This window comes from Arthrobacter sulfonylureivorans (assembly GCF_022637435.1).
Classification (GTDB): domain Bacteria; phylum Actinomycetota; class Actinomycetes; order Actinomycetales; family Micrococcaceae; genus Crystallibacter; species Crystallibacter sulfonylureivorans.
This window is the reverse complement of the sequence record NZ_CP093326.1, coordinates 2499125-2514229: the sequence shown is the minus strand read 5'-3', so window position 1 is coordinate 2514229 and position 15105 is coordinate 2499125. Positions and strand designations below refer to the sequence as shown.

Annotated in this window: 16 protein-coding genes; 5 read left to right on the top strand and 11 right to left on the bottom strand. The window is 66.1% G+C overall.

Features of this window, described 5'->3' with window-relative positions; translation table 11 throughout:
* Positions 1–81 precede the first annotated feature (81 nt).
* On the bottom strand, positions 82–1530 hold the full coding sequence (gene sepH / locus MNQ99_RS11715; protein WP_241913069.1) for a septation protein SepH: 1449 nt from the start codon (positions 1528–1530) through the stop codon (positions 82–84).
* A 325-nt stretch (positions 1531–1855) separates the two neighbouring features.
* Between sepH and MNQ99_RS11710 the strand changes: the two genes are divergently transcribed.
* Positions 1856–2158: a DUF4193 domain-containing protein gene (locus MNQ99_RS11710; protein ID WP_127515375.1), complete on the top strand. Its 303-nt coding sequence runs from the start codon at positions 1856–1858 to the stop codon at positions 2156–2158.
* A gap of 96 nt (positions 2159–2254) precedes the next feature.
* Here the strand turns inward: MNQ99_RS11710 and MNQ99_RS11705 are convergent, their stop codons facing one another.
* Positions 2255–2761 carry a DUF3093 domain-containing protein gene (locus MNQ99_RS11705; RefSeq protein ID WP_127515373.1) on the bottom strand — a complete coding sequence of 169 codons (507 nt, stop codon included), beginning with the start codon at positions 2759–2761 and terminating at the stop codon, positions 2255–2257.
* A gap of 189 nt (positions 2762–2950) precedes the next feature.
* Here MNQ99_RS11705 and dut point away from each other — a divergent pair, with 189 nt between their 5' ends.
* The 4 genes from dut (at position 2951) to MNQ99_RS11685 (ending at position 5399) form a co-directional block, all read left to right on the top strand.
* The gene (dut, locus tag MNQ99_RS11700; RefSeq protein WP_277883544.1) at positions 2951–3415 is read left to right on the top strand and encodes a dUTP diphosphatase; all 465 of its coding nucleotides are present in this window, start codon (positions 2951–2953) and stop codon (positions 3413–3415) included.
* Positions 3416–3541: 126 nt separating this feature from the next.
* Complete coding sequence (locus MNQ99_RS11695) at positions 3542–4270, top strand: DUF3710 domain-containing protein (protein WP_127515369.1); 729 nt, start codon at positions 3542–3544, stop codon at positions 4268–4270.
* A gap of 1 nt (position 4271) precedes the next feature.
* Positions 4272–4610, top strand: a complete 339-nt coding sequence (locus MNQ99_RS11690) for a hypothetical protein (protein WP_241913068.1) — start codon at positions 4272–4274, stop codon at positions 4608–4610.
* Positions 4611–4613: 3 nt separating this feature from the next.
* Positions 4614–5399 carry a DUF3159 domain-containing protein gene (locus tag MNQ99_RS11685; RefSeq protein ID WP_241913067.1) on the top strand — a complete coding sequence of 262 codons (786 nt, stop codon included), beginning with the start codon at positions 4614–4616 and terminating at the stop codon, positions 5397–5399.
* 12 nt (positions 5400–5411) lie between these two features.
* Here the strand turns inward: MNQ99_RS11685 and MNQ99_RS11680 are convergent, their stop codons facing one another.
* From MNQ99_RS11680 to MNQ99_RS11640, 9 genes are all read right to left on the bottom strand, one after another.
* Positions 5412–6086: a potassium channel family protein gene (locus tag MNQ99_RS11680; protein WP_127515363.1), complete on the bottom strand. Its 675-nt coding sequence runs from the start codon at positions 6084–6086 to the stop codon at positions 5412–5414.
* Positions 6083–6757, bottom strand: a complete 675-nt coding sequence (locus MNQ99_RS11675) for a potassium channel family protein (protein WP_127515361.1) — start codon at positions 6755–6757, stop codon at positions 6083–6085. Before MNQ99_RS11675 ends, MNQ99_RS11680 begins: the two co-directional genes overlap by 4 nt.
* Positions 6758–6985: 228 nt before the next feature.
* Complete coding sequence (locus MNQ99_RS11670; RefSeq protein ID WP_241913066.1) at positions 6986–8008, bottom strand: DUF808 domain-containing protein; 1023 nt, start codon at positions 8006–8008, stop codon at positions 6986–6988.
* Between the two features lie 243 nt (positions 8009–8251).
* Positions 8252–8974: an SDR family NAD(P)-dependent oxidoreductase gene (locus MNQ99_RS11665; RefSeq protein ID WP_241913065.1), complete on the bottom strand. Its 723-nt coding sequence runs from the start codon at positions 8972–8974 to the stop codon at positions 8252–8254.
* Between the two features lie 15 nt (positions 8975–8989).
* Positions 8990–10474, bottom strand: a complete 1485-nt coding sequence (locus tag MNQ99_RS11660; RefSeq protein ID WP_241915345.1) for an FGGY-family carbohydrate kinase — start codon at positions 10472–10474, stop codon at positions 8990–8992.
* Positions 10475–10494: 20 nt separating this feature from the next.
* On the bottom strand, positions 10495–11751 hold the full coding sequence (locus MNQ99_RS11655; protein ID WP_241913064.1) for a sugar ABC transporter permease: 1257 nt from the start codon (positions 11749–11751) through the stop codon (positions 10495–10497).
* Positions 11748–12695, bottom strand: a complete 948-nt coding sequence (locus MNQ99_RS11650; RefSeq protein ID WP_422387451.1) for an ATP-binding cassette domain-containing protein — start codon at positions 12693–12695, stop codon at positions 11748–11750. Before MNQ99_RS11650 ends, MNQ99_RS11655 begins: the two co-directional genes overlap by 4 nt.
* Before the next feature lie 61 nt (positions 12696–12756).
* The gene (locus MNQ99_RS11645) at positions 12757–13845 is read right to left on the bottom strand and encodes an ABC transporter substrate-binding protein (protein WP_241913063.1); all 1089 of its coding nucleotides are present in this window, start codon (positions 13843–13845) and stop codon (positions 12757–12759) included.
* A gap of 62 nt (positions 13846–13907) precedes the next feature.
* Entirely contained in the window at positions 13908–14918 is a 1011-nt protein-coding gene (locus tag MNQ99_RS11640) for an NAD(P)-dependent alcohol dehydrogenase (RefSeq protein WP_241913062.1), read from the bottom strand.
* Between the last annotated feature and the right edge of the window lie 187 nt (positions 14919–15105).

Genomic DNA, 15105 nt, shown 5'->3' with positions numbered 1-15105 from the left:
GGCGGTAGCCGATTGGGATTGGGCCCCGGGTGAAAACCGGTAGGTGGCTAGGAGCGCCGCTGTTTACTCGGCGAACAGCCGTCAGTCGTGCTTTTTGCCGAAGACTATTTCGTCCCAGCTGGGGACGCTGGACCGTTTGGGCTTGATGGTCCGCTTGGGCGGTTCCGGTGCCGAGTCCGCTCCATCGGCGTCGTCCGCATCGGTTGCTGATGCGGATCGCGCCGTCCCAGATCCAACCTGTTCCGCCCGGTTCTTGTCCCAGACAGAGGCCTTGGCCTCAGGCACGGTTTTCACCGGAGCCGTGGAAGGCCGCAGTTCTTCTGCCGGATGGGCTGTGGATGAGTGGGCGGCTTGCGCGTCATCGCGCGCTTCGTCGTCGTCCTCGGCCTCTTCGGCAATGTAATCGTACGATTCATGATCGTCGCCGTCGGTGTCCTCGGCGGGTTCGTCCCTGAGGAATTCCGGCGCGCCGGAGAGCGTGATCTCGTGCGTGAGGGTGCTGATGCCATGGTCCAAGTCCAATGAGGAGAAGGAGCCGTCGTCGTAGGCCGGAGCCAGCGTCAGCGGGAAACCGGCCCGCGGACGAACGGCGGGCTCGTCGTCGTGATGATCCGCTTCATCAAAGGAATCATGTTCGAGCGAGTCGCGTTCAAACGAGTCGCGGGGATGGGCTGCGGGCACCGGGCCCTGGGTGAGCATCAGGGCCAGCGCGTCGTCGGCGTCCTCATCGACGCCCAGCCGCTGACCGCGGCGCGAGCGCAGCACTTCCAGCAGCTCCTCCGACTCGGCGGACTGCTCGTCCTCCTGCTTGTCCGCGGGGTCGAGGTCCGCCACGCTGTCGGCCTCAAAGTCGAATACGTGGTCGGTAACGGCCTTCAACCGGCGGCCGGGCACAGGACCCTCCACCGTTTCGAGCTCGCTCAGCTGTTGCGCCCACCGGTTGGCGTTTTGGATGGTGCGGCGGGCAGCGTGGAAGATCCACCTGGCCGGCGGTTCTTCTCCGATCGACTCCGTGGCCGGTGCCGCTGGGACGGGGAACGAGGCCACGATCTCCCAGGTGCCGTCGTTGCGCCGCCAGGAGTCCCAGTTCATCGAGTCCGGTTCGATGCCAAAGGCATGGATTCGGTGGTCCACCATCCCACCCAAGGTGGCCGGCTCATCGCCAAAGGCCGAACGGTAGCCGTCATGGCCGGGCAGCGGGCCGGCCACCTCTACGTTGCGGGCTTGCTCAACAATGTAGTGCCGCTCTGCCAGCACCGGGCTTTCGTAGCGCCGGATGCGTTCGAGGCCAAGGCCGGATTCAGCCGCAACCTCCTCGGCGGTAGCGCCTGCACGAATGCGCGCCTGAATCTCGCGCGGTGAGAGGCCTGCTTCCGCTGGCTCGCCGGCGCCGGGAGCGCGTGTGGTTGTAGGGCGAAAAACCGCTGTTCGCAGGGCCTCGTCTATCGTCAGACGGTAGTCGTCTCCACCTGCGCTCAACAGCAGATGTTCGCCATCCTCATGGACACCCACCAGCCGTAGATCCTGCATGAAAACCCTCCACCAGACGACACTTTCTGCTTGAAACTCTGCCACCGATACAGTGCTTTTCCTATTGTTTTCGCGGGTGTGGCGTGGAGTTTGTGGCCAAGGTCGCCGTCCCCAGTTGACGGGCTCAAGGCGGCAGCACCTGCCCCGGCGGCCGGGAAGTTTGTCATGCGAACGGTAAATAGGCAAGAATCTTCGCGTCACGGGCACAAATCCGACGGCGGATACGTTGACCTGTGAGCGGCTCGTCAGGCGCGGGACACCCAGTCCCGGGGCGGGGGGATCCTGCCTTGATGAACCGGGACTGGAAGGGAGTGAACGAACAACAATGGCCACTGACTACGATGCCCCTCGGAAGCCGGACGAAGAGACCAGCGAGGAGTCCATTGAGGAGCTGAAGTCGCATCGGCGGACCGATAAGCAGTCTTCCGTCGTCGACGAGGATGAGGCCGAGGCAGCGGAAGGGTTCGAACTGCCCGGCGCAGACTTGTCCGGCGAGGAGTTGCTGGTGCGCGTGCTGCCGGCGCAGCAGGATGAATTTACCTGCGCTTCCTGTTTCCTGGTACGCCACCGGTCGCAGGTGGCCAAGGAGAAGGACGGACTGCTCTATTGCACGGACTGTGAGGGATAGCTAGGCGCTGTGCAGGATAGCTGCACAGCGCCCGCCCTCGTGCTGTCTGCTTTCAGCTGCGCCGCTGCCGATGGTGCAGCTGGAAGCGACGTCGGGCTAGTCCTTGTCCTGCGCAGGACGATTCAAGGCCGCGGCGAGTTGCTGCGGGCGGCGCGTCGAGGCTATCCAGTACGGTGTCAGGTCCGTTTCGTCGGTGATCTGGATGGTGACCACCGGATCAATCCAGCCCCGCATGCACATATAGGCGGTGCCGTTCAGTTTGGGACCGCGCTGCTCGGTGGCGGCCTCACCGGTATATGCCTCCACCTGGCCAACATAGCGACGCTCGATTTGGGCGCGGCCCACGTGCAGCATGGTGTCGGTGACCAAGATCCGCGGTGTGGATGCGATCAGCAGCACAGCCAGCAGGATGGCGGCAACGATGGCGCCGATGATGCCTGCGGTCATGCTGATCGGTGCCAACATCACGACGACGGCGGCGGCGGTGCCGGCCGCAATCAGCCAGACCCAGAAGTTGGGCCACAGCCGCTCATCGTAGTGAGTCACGGAAGAAGGACCGCCGGCGGGACCGGAGCCGCCTGCAGGGGTCGCTGGTTGTGTCATGCACTCAGCTTTTCACCTTTTGGCAGCCATTTCACCTTGCCTCCGCCGCGGCTGCGGAACCGGCCCCGCCCGCGGGCGGGAGGGCTGAAAACGCGCTAGAGTGTTGTGCGGAATATCTCAGCGGGCGAGCCTTTGGAACGCCGGAAAACAGCCCGCACCTTCGCCCCTCTCAAGGACAGACGATCACGAGTGCAGCAGACAATTGAAACACTGACCGTCCAGCTGAAAATGCTCGACGAAGGACTTGAAGCGCCCTCCTACGCCCATCCGGGAGATGCCGGCGCGGACCTGCGGACCCGCATTGATTTCCGGATCGCTCCGGGGGAGCGGATCCTGGTGCCGACGGGCGTGGCGCTGGCGCTGCCGCACGGTTACGTTGCCCTGGTGCATCCTCGGTCCGGTCTGGCCACTAAGCACGGACTGACCATAGTCAATGCCCCTGGCACCGTTGACGCCGGTTACCGGGGCGAAATTGCGGTCACCCTGCTCAACACTGATGCCAGCGAGACGCTAACTTTCAAACGGGGCGACAGGATCGCTCAACTGGTCATCCAGAAGGTGGAGACGGCCGCTTTCGAGCTTGTCGCCGAGCTTCCCGATTCCGCCCGCGGCGCCGGCGGATTCGGGTCCACCGGAGGGTTCGGCGCACAGTAAAGACGCGGGCTCGTGTGGCGGCAATGCCCGCCGGCACGGACGGCGGCCATCCTGCCGCAGGCGGCAGCAAGGCCGCGCAGACTTCAGAGCAACCCGGCAAAACCGGAGGAAGAGGAAACTCAGGCTATGGCATTTGGGCGTTCCAAAAAGAAAAACCAGAACGACGGCGAAGAGCTCGCCACCGAGGCTGCCACCGTACCCGGTGAGGATGCCACGCGGCAGGCGCCGCAGAGCGGTCCCCGCCGCAACGGTCCCTTCGACGACTCCGAACAGGACGCCGGGATCGACTACCTGGACCTGGGCGCCCTGAAGATCCGTCCCCGGGAGGGCCTGCAACTGCGGCTTGAGATCGAGGAAAAGTCGCAGCGGGTCGTGGCCGTGACGCTGGATTTTGGCGGATCGAACCTGCAGCTCCAGGCTTTTGCCGCGCCTAAGTCCGAGGGGTTGTGGGATGAAATCCGCACCCAGATCGCCAGCTCCGTCGGTTCCCAGGGCGGTACCGTCCAGGAGGTTGACGGGCCGATGGGTACCGAAGTCGTGGCGAAGCTTCCGGCGCAGAGTTCGGACGGTCAGAAGGGCTACCGGGTAGCCCGGTTCCTCGGTGTGGACGGGCCGCGCTGGTTCTTGCGCGGCGTCATCGGCGGCCCAGCCGCTCTGGACCGTGCCAAAGCTGCCGACCTCGAGGAATTGTTCCGGGCCACCGTGGTGGTCCGCGGCACACAGCCGCTGCCGCCCAAGGACCTGCTGCAGCTGAAGATGCCGAAGGGTGCCGCCGAGCAGCAGCAGGCCGCCGAGGCGCAGCGACCCGGACTGTCCGCCCCCGAGCGGGGCCCGGAAATCACCGAGATTCGCTGACTTGCCTGAGCTTCCGTCCGGTTCCGGGGGCAGCCCCATGGCGCAGTTGCCCGAGCGCGGCCATGTTGCTGGCAGCGGCCTGGTGGAGGCTATAACCATCGAGCCGCCCGGTCAGCCGCCGCGATTTGCCGCCGTCGTCACCGATGCAGGCCAGCAGCATCCGGGAAAATCCCGGGACGGCGGGCATCCACGGGTCAGGCTGGTCTGGCTGGGACAACACCGCGTCCCGGGGATCGTGGCTGGTATCCGGCTCTCGTTCGAGGGCATGCTGTTCCGCGTGGACGGCCTGGCTACTATTTACAACCCGCGCTACGAGATCCTCAGTCCGTTGGAGAATTGACCTATGACAGATCAGCAGCCGGACTCCGGTCCGCAGCACAGCGGGCGGCCGAACGACGGCGCGCAGCAGCCTGCGGCCAGCCCCGCCCCCGCCGAAGAACCAGCCAAGGAGAGGCCGGACGCTGCCGAAGCACTCGCCAGCAGCTATGCCGCGCGTGCCGGGGTCCAACGGAGCGCCGACGGACAGATCGACGTTTTGAAGACCGTGGGCGGTGTCCGTGGGCTGGCCGAAAGCATCCTGCCCGGAGTGATCTTCCTGGTGGTCTTCACCATTGGCCAGGAGCTCGGCCCCGCGCTGATTGGGGCGGTGGCGGTCGCGGCCATCTTCACCGTGCTGCGACTGGTACAGCGGGGCACCGTCACGCAGGCATTCTCCGGCCTGGTGGGGGTTGCCATCTGTGCGTTTGTCGCCAACACCACCGGGCGTGCCGAGGACTTCTACGTCTGGGGCTTCTTCACCAATGCGGCCTACATCGTGGCCATGCTGGTAACGATTGCGGTGAAATGGCCGGCGCTGGGACTGATTTTCGGGCTGATCCGCAACGAGGGGACCGCATGGCGCAAGCAGCCGCAGCGGCTCAAGGCCTACACCATCGCCACATGGATCCTCACGGCGGTGCTGTTCCTGCGGCTCGCAGTGCAGGTGCCGCTCTACCTGATGGGCGATGACGGGCTGGTGGCACTGGGCACCACCCGCCTGCTCATGGGCGTTCCGCTCTATGCACTGGGGCTGTGGCTGGCCTGGCTGGTCTCCCGCCCGGCCGCCGTGGAGGCAAGCCGGGCCGACTGAATTAGTCCGGCGTCAGTCTCCGGCGGCCGGCCGGCCGGTCAGCACCGCCCGCAGGTCATCCTCCGCGGCGATGGTGGTGATGAAGAAGAGCTCGTCGCTGGCTTCGACTACGTCGTCCGGGCTGGGCGTAATCGGAATGTCATCGCGCAGGATCGCCACCACCGTGGCATCCTGCGGCCAGTCGATGGACCCGATCCTGCGGCCGATCAACGCCGAATCGGTGGGAACAGTGAACTCGACCATCGAAGCGATACCGGTCTGAAGCGTCAGCAAGCGGACCAGATCGCCGATCTCCACCGCTTCTTCTACCAGCGCAGTCATCAGGCGCGGGGTGTTCACGGCCACGTCCACGCCCCAGGAATCGTCGAACATCCAGTCGTTTTTCGGATTGTTCACGCGTCCCACCGTGCGGCCCACACCGAACTCGCTCTTGGCCAGCAGGGAGACCACCAGGTTCACCTTGTCGTCGCCGGTAGCTGAGACCACCACGTCGGCATCCTCGAGCCGGGCTTCTCGCAGCGTGGTGATCTCGCAGGCGTCACCGATCAGCCAGCGTGCACCCTTCAGGCCGCTGCGGCCAATCACCTCGGGTTTCGGATCAATCAGCAGGATGTCGTGGTTGTTCGAGAGCAACTCGCGCGCAATCGACGAACCGACGCTGCCTGCACCGGCAATCACGACTCTCATTCGGACTCCTCCACCGGCGGCTTGGACAAAATCCGATCGATCTCGAACGTTGAATCTACGCTCATCATGGCGTGCACGATGTCGCCCTTCTGATAACGGGTGCCCGGGCCCGGCAGGATCCCTTCACCAAAACGCGTCAGGTAGGCCACCCGTGTGCTGGAGGCCGCTTCGATCTCGGTCAGCTCCCGGCCCACCCATCCGTCGTCCAGTTGTACTTCGCCCAAGATGAGGCGTCCGGACGCCTCACGGAAGTCGCCCTTGATGCTCTGCTCGGGCAGGATCCGCCGCAGCACCTGGTCAGCGCTCCAACGCACCGCGGCCACCGTGGGGATGCCTAGCCGCTGGTAGATTTCCGCGCGGCCGGGATCGTAGATCCGCGCCACGACGTGCGGCACGTGGAAAGTCTCGCGAGCCACGCGGGTGGCCAGGATGTTGGAGTTGTCGCCGCTGGAGACTGCTGCGAAAGCATAGGCGTTCTCAATATCCGCCTGCCGCAGGGTGTCCCGGTCGAAGCCAACACCTGTCACTTTGCGGCCGGTGAATCCGGAACGCAGGCGGCGGAAGGCGCGGTCGTCCTGGTCAATAATGGCCACGCTGTGCCCGGAATCAACCAGGGTGTGGGCCAGCGTGACGCCCACGCGCCCGCAGCCCATGATCACAAAATGCGCCATCAAAGTCCTTCCGGCACCAACCTGAAACAGCGGGATACAAATCTACTGCAACCATAACGCCGAACAGGCCGCATCCCCGCCATGACAAGCGCCGGGGCACTGATGCCAAGCATCCGGCCGGCCGGCCCGGTGCGCGTCCACCGCACAACGACGAAGCCTGGGGCGGGGAAGATGCGCGGGGGCGGGGCAGGATCTCGGCCGGGGGAGTTGGAACTCGGCGGCTAAACGCTACGAGGAAGGATCGTCGTCGCGATCCGTAGGCCGGTGGCCGGCAACGGCGGAGTGTGCGTCGCCCTCTTCGTGCCCGGCCTTCTTCTTGCCGAACGGCAGCACCTTGAGCAGCGGGTGCAGGATCGCCATGATGACGAGCCCCCAGGCTAGTCCGAGGACGGCCGAGCACAGGGTGTTCACGAGCCAGGCCAGGAAGCCGCCGACCACCGCGATCCCGACGATCGGCGCTTCGAGGACGTGGACCAGGTCATAGGGAGCGTGCCAGCCGAGATCATGCGCACCCTGGAGCATGATGTGGCCACCGACCCAAAGCATCGCGATGATCCCGACGAAGGTGATGGCGCCCAGCACCGCGGGCATGCCCTTGACGAGCAGTTCGCCGAAGCGCTGCGAGCCCGCGGAGTCCTTGGTGGTCAGGTGCAGGCCGATGTCGTCCATCTTGACGATGAGGGCGACGGCGCCGTACACGAGCACCGTGATCGCGATCGCCACGACAACCAGGATGAGCGCGCGGACCCACAAGGACTGGTCGGCCACCTCGTTCATCGAGATGACCATGATCTCGCAGGACAGGATGAAGTCGGTGGTGATGGCGCCCTTGGTGACCTTGGCCTCCGCCGCCGGGCCGCGTTCGACCGCCGGCGCTTTTTCGGCCGCGTGCTGGCCGCGGAGCTTGTGCCAGACCTTTTCGGCACCCTCGTAGCAGAGGTAGGTGCCGCCCAGCATGAGGATGAACGGGATGACCACCGGGATGAAGGCGCTGATGAGCAGCAGCGCCGGCAGGATGATCAACAGCTTGTTCCGCAGCGAGCCCCAGAAGATCCGCTTGATCATCGGCAGTTCGCGGGATGGGTCTGCCCCGGATACGTACTGCGGGGTGACGGCGGCGTCGTCGATCACGACGCCGGCGGCCTTGGTGCCCGCTTTGGCAGCCCCGGCTGCGACGTCGTCCAGCGAGGCGGCCGCTATGCGGGCGAGGGCTGCGACGTCGTCGAGCAGTGCGACGAGACCGCCGCTCACAGACCGCCCCCGCACTGCTCGACGGCGGACTGCTCGGCATGGAAGCCACGGTGGTAGCGGGTGATCAGCATGCTTCGAGTATACGGGGGCGGGGAGTCTCTCACTGGGAAAGTGGCGCGGCTTCACCGGCGACGGAGCCTGCCTACGGCTACGCGTTGGCTCACATTCGTTAAGTATTCGGAGGCCCTCGCGGGGTGAGACCAAGCGCAGTCTCCCGCAGGAAACCCGGCTGCCAGCCTCGGGTTAGAGCGGGGTGCCGGTTTCCTCGGCGAGCGCTTGGAGGAGTTGGTCTTGGAAGGCATGATCGTTGACTGCGCTATGCGGTTGCTGCCGCTTCCGGTGGTACCAGTACCCTCCGCCGGTGAGCGCCTTGGCTTGATCGCTTGTTGCGAGCCATTCCTGGGTCTGGTGACCGAGATCCAGGTCGTCGGGAGCGCCGGGTCCGCCCATCTTGGTGGGGACCCAGCCGGGGTCCACGGCATTGCTGAGCAGTTCGGGGTGCAGGCGGGCGAGCGCCGCCGCCAACGTGGTGACGAACAGCTTGCTGTCTGAGTAGGAGCCCGCCGTCCTGCCCTGCCAGTCAACCCCGGCGAGCGATGGACGCCCTGCGAAGTGCGAACCGCTGCTCACATACACGTGTCGCTGTGGTCCGTGGAGGAGCGCCGTGAGGAGATAGGGGGCGATGATGTTCACCGGCATCACCGCCTGTCCACTCCAGACGCCGGCATTGTGGATCACGGCGTCGAGCGGGTCCCGGACATTCAGCTCCGCTGCAATACGCCGCACCGCCTCGCGGTCGCTGAAATCGCCCACAACCAAGTCCGCGCCGCGGTCGGCCAATGAATCGAGGACGGCGGCGCGGTCCTCATTGCGGGCGTGCACGACGACGTTGTGCCCGGCGGACAGCAGGGCATCCGCTGCAGCCCGTCCGAGGCCGTCGGCTGAACCGGTGACCAGGATTCTCATGCTCTTGCAGGCCTCTTACTCGTCCGTCGGCTCCTGCAGGGCGGCGAGCACGTGCATGTGCTCCCGGTTCGACGGGTACAGGAGCCCGTAGGTGCCGTAGAGCTTTTCGTAGAGCGGCGCGGTGGCAGGATCGGGCTTCACCGTCGCCGCCGTCCGGGCCCAGTCGGTCGCGGCGGGCACGGCACCGGTCCCGATGGCGGCGAGCAGCGCGTCCCCATAGCTGGCGCCGATGGTCTGTTCCGGAACCAGTTGCTCGCGTCCGGTGATGTTGCTGACGATCTCTGTCCAGAGCCTGGCCTTGGTGCCCCCGCCGACGGCAGCAACGCGCCGGATCGGTTCGCCAGAGTTCTCGAGGTACTCCAGGATCTGCCGGATGCCGAAGCCAATGCCCTCATACGCTGCACGGAACAGGTGTCCGCGGCCGTGGCGCAGCGACAAGCCGGTGATCAGGCCGCGGGCGTCGGGGTCGAAAACGGGCGTTCGTTCGCCGGCAAAGTAGGGCAGCAGCAGCAGTCCGTCGGAACCCGGGGGAGCGGCGGCGGCCTCAGCCACGAGCTGTTCGAAGGGGACGTCGCCGAACAGCCGCTGCAGCCAGGTGGTCAGGCTGCCGGACGTGGACATCCCCGCGGCCAGCGTCAGGGACCCCGGGTCCACACCGGCCGTGGTCCAGAGCTTGGGTTCGGCGCGGAACTCCCCGAGGACCTGGACGAAGAACATGGTGGAGCCGTACATCAGCATGAGGTCGCCCGGCTGCCGGACGCCGGCGCTGAACGCCTCGGCCCAGGCATCGACGGTGCCCGCGCAAACCGGCACGCCTTCCGGCAGCCCGGTCGCGTCGGCCGCTTGCCGATGGACCCTGCCGCTTACCTCGGCAGGCCACGCCAGCCGGGGCTGCGGCAGATGGCCGGCGACGGCGTCGTACCGTTCCGGATGCCACCGGTTGCCGCGAAGGTCGTAGAGCGGATCGCACTGGCTGGCGGTGTGGTGGTCCACAACCAGCTCGCCGGTCAGCTTGGCCAGGATGAAGGAGTTCAGGCTGTGCCAGTTCCGGGCGCGGGCGAAGACCTCCGGTTCCCGGTTGCGCAGCCAGCGGAGCTTCGGTCCCACGGCCTGGGACGAGAGCACCTTCCCTGCATCGCGAAAGATCGCCTCGGCGCCGAACTCCTCGGTGAGTTCGCGGATTTCGACGACGGCGCGCGCGTCGATACCGTACAAGATCGCCGGACGCAGCGGGGTCAGGTTCTCGTCCGTGACCACCAGACAGGGACCCATCGCGCTGACGCACACGCCGGCGAGCGCACCGGCGTCGTTCCGGGAGAAAAGCTCCCGGCAGAGCCGGACCACCTCTGCCCACGCGCCGCCCTCGGCGTCGAACTCCGCCCAGCCCGGCCGCGGGTAGGCGACGTCGTGCATGACCGTGGCGCTGTCGAGGACCACACCCGCGGCGTCGGTCAGCACCGCTTTGCTGCTGCCCGTACCGATATCGACGCCGAGGAACATTTCGCTCAAGCGGCCGGCCACTAGGCGCGGCCGTGCGAGGTACGGGACTTGCGCGATACGGCGTCGAGGATCACGGCCAGCAGCAGCACCAGACCGGTGATCATGTAGCGGAAGGAGGACTCAAGGTTGAGCAGGGTCAGGCCGCTGGAAATGGACTGGATGACCAGGATGCCCAGCAGGGCGGAAAATGCCGAGCCGCGGCCGCCGAACAGGCTGGTCCCGCCGATCACCGCGGCGGCGATGGCGTTCAGGTTCACGTCGCCGGTGCCGCTGCTCTGCGCCGAGGCTGCCAGCCGGCCGGCAGCCAGCATGCCGCCGACGGCCGCAAACGTCGAGCACAGGACGAAGATGGACACGTAGATGCGGTTGACGCCGATGCCTGCCCGCCGCGCCGCCTCCCGGTTGCCACCGACGGCGTAGACGGAACGCCCCCACTGGGTCCGGGTGAAGGCGTAGTGCATCACCAGCACCAAGGCGGCGAAGAAAACGAACATCCAGCCGACGCCGCGGGCCTGGTTCAGGTACCACACCGCGAAGAACAGGATCACCGCCAGTACCACCGTCTGGATCACCACCAGCCGCATCGGCCTTCCGGACAGGCCGTTCTTGACTCGCTGGCGGGAGAGCGTGAGCTGGCTGAGGAAGAAGCCTGCCACGCCGAGCGCCGCCAGCACGTAAGACAGCCATGCCGGCACGAAAGCCTGCTGGCCGAACCAGACCAGGAAGGAGTCGAACGGCAGATTGATGGTGCCCTCGACGCCTAGCACCCACAGTTGCACGCCGAGGAAGCCGAGCAGGCCGGCCAGCGTGATCACGAAGGACGGCACGCCGAACTTGGTGTAGACCAGCGAATAGACCAGACCGATGACAGCGCCGGCGGCCAGCGCCGTCAGGACCGCCAGCCAGATCGGCCAGTCCAGCTTGATAAAGGTGACGCCGACGATCGCTGCCGACAGGCCGCTGACGGAGCCGACGGACAGATCGATCTCGCCGACCAGCAGGACGCAAACGATGCCCAACGCGATGACGCCGACGGCGGCGCTTTCCAGCAGCAGGTTGACCAGGTTGGCGCTGGAGAGGAAGAACGGGTTGAGGGCCTGGAAAATGGTCCAGATGATCAGCAGTCCGACGATGATGGGCAGCACGCCCAGATCGCCGCCGCGGACCCGGTTGACCCCGACCTTGACGGCGCCCTTAAAGCCTTCGGTCCGGATCAGCCGTTCATCCTGCAGGTCGGTGGCCATCGGGACGACCGGGCTGGCCTCATTCGTTGTCATGGTGCTGTCCCTTCTTCCGATGCTGCCCCGGATCCGGGTTGATCCGCTTTTCCGGCCGCCTGACCTGGCGGCAGCGAGCCGCCGCCTGGTCCGTCTAGCCCGCCTGGTCCTTCAGCCTCGGCTGCCGTCTCGTCCGCGCTCGCCGCGGCTGCGGCACCGGTTTGAGCGGCTCGCTGGGTCACCACGTTGTCGGTAGCGCCGGTGATGGCCGCGATCAGGTCGTCGGTAGACACGTCCTTCGTCCGGAACGTGCCGTTGTTCTTCCCCAGTCGCAGCACCGCAACGCGGTCGGCGACGGCTTGGACGTCCTGCATGTTGTGGCTGACCATGATCACCGCGAGGCCGTTTTCGCGCACCCGCTCCACCAGGTTCAGCACCTCGGCTGTCTGCGCCACGCCGAGGGCGGCCGTGGGCTCGTCGAGAATGATGAGCTTGGGGCTGCCCAGCAGCGACCGTGCGATGGCGACCGTCTGCCGCTGGCCACCGGAGAGGGAAGCGACGGCTATGCGGACGGAGGGGATCTTCGCCGAGAGCTGGCGTAGCAGCTTCCAGGACTGGACCTCCATCTCCACTTCGTTCAGCCGCCACGGCCCCAGCTCCCGGCCGAGGAAGAGGTTGTCCACGACGGTGAGATTGTCGCAGAGGGCGAGGTCCTGGAACACCGTGGCGATGCCCAGCGCAATAGAATCCACCGGCGTGTGGATGGTCACGTCCTTGCCGTCGAAGTTCACGGTTCCGTTGTCCTGCGGATGCACGCCCGCGAGGATCTTGACCAGGGTCGACTTTCCGGCGCCGTTATCGCCGACGAGGGCAACGACTTCGCCGGCGTGGACGTCCAGGGCGATGTCCGTTAAGGCGGCGACGGCACCGAAGTGCTTGCTCACGCCTCGCATGGACAGCACCGGAGCTGCTGCCTCCGGCCGTTCCGCTGACACAGTGGACACTGTCTTCCCCTTCCCTTACGACGGCGGTGCCGCGGTGGCCGCGGCACCGCCGGCCGTTGCGCTACTTGATGTCGAGTTCGTCGCAGCCCGTCTTGTATTCGCCGGTGCAGACCTCTTCAGGCTTGTAAATGCCGCTGTCGAAAATCACTTCCTTGACGTTGTCCTTGGTGACCACCGTCGGCACGAACAGCGCGGACGGGGTGTCGAAGAGCGTCGCGTCGGGCTTCGGGGTCTCGCCATTCAGCAACTGAACAGCCACCTCGGCCGATTTCTCTGCAACGATCTTGATCGGCTTGGAGATCGTGTTGTACTGGTCACCGCTGATGATCCGCTGGATGGCGGCGACTTCGGCGTCGTTGCCAGTGACCGGCGGGAAGGGCGAGACGGCGGCGGCCTTCAGGGCAGCGATCGCGCCGCCGGCCGTACCGTCGTTGGCGGCCACGATGCCGGTGATGTCCTCACCGAACTGGGTGATCTGGCCGGCGACCCAGTCCTGCGCCTTCGACGGCTGCCACTCCGGCGTGTCGTAGGAGGCGAGCACCTTATGCTGGCTGGCATCGACGGCTTCCTGTGCGCCTTCCTTGATCAGCTGCGCCGCCCGGTCGGTGGGGGAACCGTTGACCATCAGCACGCCGCCGGTTTCCTTGCCCTCGGAGTCGAGTTTCTCGACCAGGTCCGTGGCGATGAGGTTGCCGATCTTCTTGTTGTCGAAGGAGACATAGAAGTCCGCCGGTGTGTCCGGGACCGGCCGGTCGTAGGTGACCACCTTGATGCCTTGGCCCTTCGCGGTGCTGACCAGTGAGGCTGCGGCGGTGCTGTCCACCGCGTCCAGGACCAGGACCTTGACGCCCTGGGTGATCATGGCGTTGGCCTGCTGCTGCTGCTTGTTCGCGTCGCCGTCGGCGTTCTGGTAGAGCACTTCACAGCCGGGGCACAGCTCCATGACCTTGGCCTTGAACAGCGGGCTGTCCTGCTGCTCGTAGCGGGTCGAGGCCCGGTCCGGCATCAGGAACGCGATCTTCCCCTCGGCCTGGCCTCCGCCGCCTTCGGTTGCGCCGCCGCCGCCACCGCCGCCCCCGCAAGCGGTCATGCCGGCTGCCAGAAACAGGGCAGTAGTGAGGCCCAGGATTCCTTGTGTGTACTTCTTCATCGGAACTCCTCTGTACTGGTGGTGTGCCGCATTGCCGTTTATTGCGTTTCCGGCATCCGCGGTCAGAGCCGCTGGGGGTAGATCATCGCCTTGAGCGATTCGGGTTCGGTGGAGGTGTTTTCCAGTGCGGCCGCGGTCTGCGGCAGTGAAAAGCTGTGCGTCACCAGTCCCTCCAAATTGATCCGGCCGGAGGAAACCAAGGCGATACCCAACGGCCAGGTGTCCTTGTACCGGTTCACCATCGAGATGGTGATCTCTTTCCAATTGAGCGTGGACAGAGGCAGCGGCACTTCCTCGGATTTGGCCAAGCCGATGACGGCCGCCCGCCCGGCCTCGTGCAACCGGCCGAGTCCGGCAGCGAGAACGCCGGGGGCGCCCGAACATTCCAGCAGCACGTCAAAGGTCCGCGAGGTCGGTGCGTCGCTTTTCTCCACGGCGAACCCGTGGTCGCGGGCGACGCCGAGGCGGTAGTCGGAAATGTCCGTGAGCGAAACGCTCCCCGCACCGAGGGCCCGCGCCGCTTCGGCGGCCAGCAGGCCAACCGGCCCGGCACCGGTGATCAGCACGTCGTCGCCGGCCTGGAGGTTCGCCCGCTGGCACCCCCACAGCCCCACGGACAGCGGCTCGAGCAGGGCGCCGTGCTCGTAGCTCATCGAATCCGGTATCGGGAAGTAGCAGCGGGCGTCCATGGCCAGATACTGCAGCAGTGCGCCATCGTAGGGCGGGGTGGCCAGGAACTCCAGGTTTGGGCAGAGGTGGTAGCGTCCCGCCCGGCATTCTTCGCAGCTGCGGTCCGGCGTGCCCGGCTCGACGGCCACCCGGTCACCGACGTTGACATTGTCCACCCCGTCGCCGACGGCGACCACCTGGCCGGAAACCTCGTGGCCCAGGATGAACGGGCCGTCAACGACGAACGGGCCGATCTTCCCGTAGCGGTAATAGGCGACGTCAGAGCCGCAGACCCCCACTGCTTCCACCCGGATCACGGCTTGGCCCGGGGCAGGCTCGGGCATCGGGCGCTCCTGAATCTCGATGCTGTTCAGGCCGGTCATCACGGCGGCTGCGTTGCCCATCAAGACTCCTTTGCAAGCAGTCCTGGGGTCGAACGGCCCCGGACGCTGGTGTGAGTCAGCGCACATTGACACGCACATGCTAACCCCGGCGGAGGTTCCGTGGCTATGAAATCGCAGGGCGGAGTTTCCACAGCCTCTTCAGATTCGGGGGGTTCGGCAGGATCAAGCGGCGCCAGGTTGGCCGGCG

Coding starts and splice junctions, on each gene's coding strand:
- sepH (WP_241913069.1), bottom strand. CDS start 1,530: ATGCAGGATCTACGGCTGGTGGGTGTCCATGAGGATGGCGAACATCTG.
- MNQ99_RS11710 (WP_127515375.1), top strand. CDS start 1,856: ATGGCCACTGACTACGATGCCCCTCGGAAGCCGGACGAAGAGACCAGC.
- MNQ99_RS11705 (WP_127515373.1), bottom strand. CDS start 2,761: ATGACACAACCAGCGACCCCTGCAGGCGGCTCCGGTCCCGCCGGCGGT.
- MNQ99_RS11695 (WP_127515369.1), top strand. CDS start 3,542: ATGGCATTTGGGCGTTCCAAAAAGAAAAACCAGAACGACGGCGAAGAG.
- MNQ99_RS11685 (WP_241913067.1), top strand. CDS start 4,614: ATGACAGATCAGCAGCCGGACTCCGGTCCGCAGCACAGCGGGCGGCCG.
- MNQ99_RS11680 (WP_127515363.1), bottom strand. CDS start 6,086: ATGAGAGTCGTGATTGCCGGTGCAGGCAGCGTCGGTTCGTCGATTGCG.
- MNQ99_RS11675 (WP_127515361.1), bottom strand. CDS start 6,757: ATGGCGCATTTTGTGATCATGGGCTGCGGGCGCGTGGGCGTCACGCTG.
- MNQ99_RS11665 (WP_241913065.1), bottom strand. CDS start 8,974: ATGAGAATCCTGGTCACCGGTTCAGCCGACGGCCTCGGACGGGCTGCA.
- MNQ99_RS11660 (WP_241915345.1), bottom strand. CDS start 10,474: ATGTTCCTCGGCGTCGATATCGGTACGGGCAGCAGCAAAGCGGTGCTG.
- MNQ99_RS11655 (WP_241913064.1), bottom strand. CDS start 11,751: ATGACAACGAATGAGGCCAGCCCGGTCGTCCCGATGGCCACCGACCTG.
- MNQ99_RS11645 (WP_241913063.1), bottom strand. CDS start 13,845: ATGAAGAAGTACACACAAGGAATCCTGGGCCTCACTACTGCCCTGTTT.
- MNQ99_RS11640 (WP_241913062.1), bottom strand. CDS start 14,918: ATGGGCAACGCAGCCGCCGTGATGACCGGCCTGAACAGCATCGAGATT.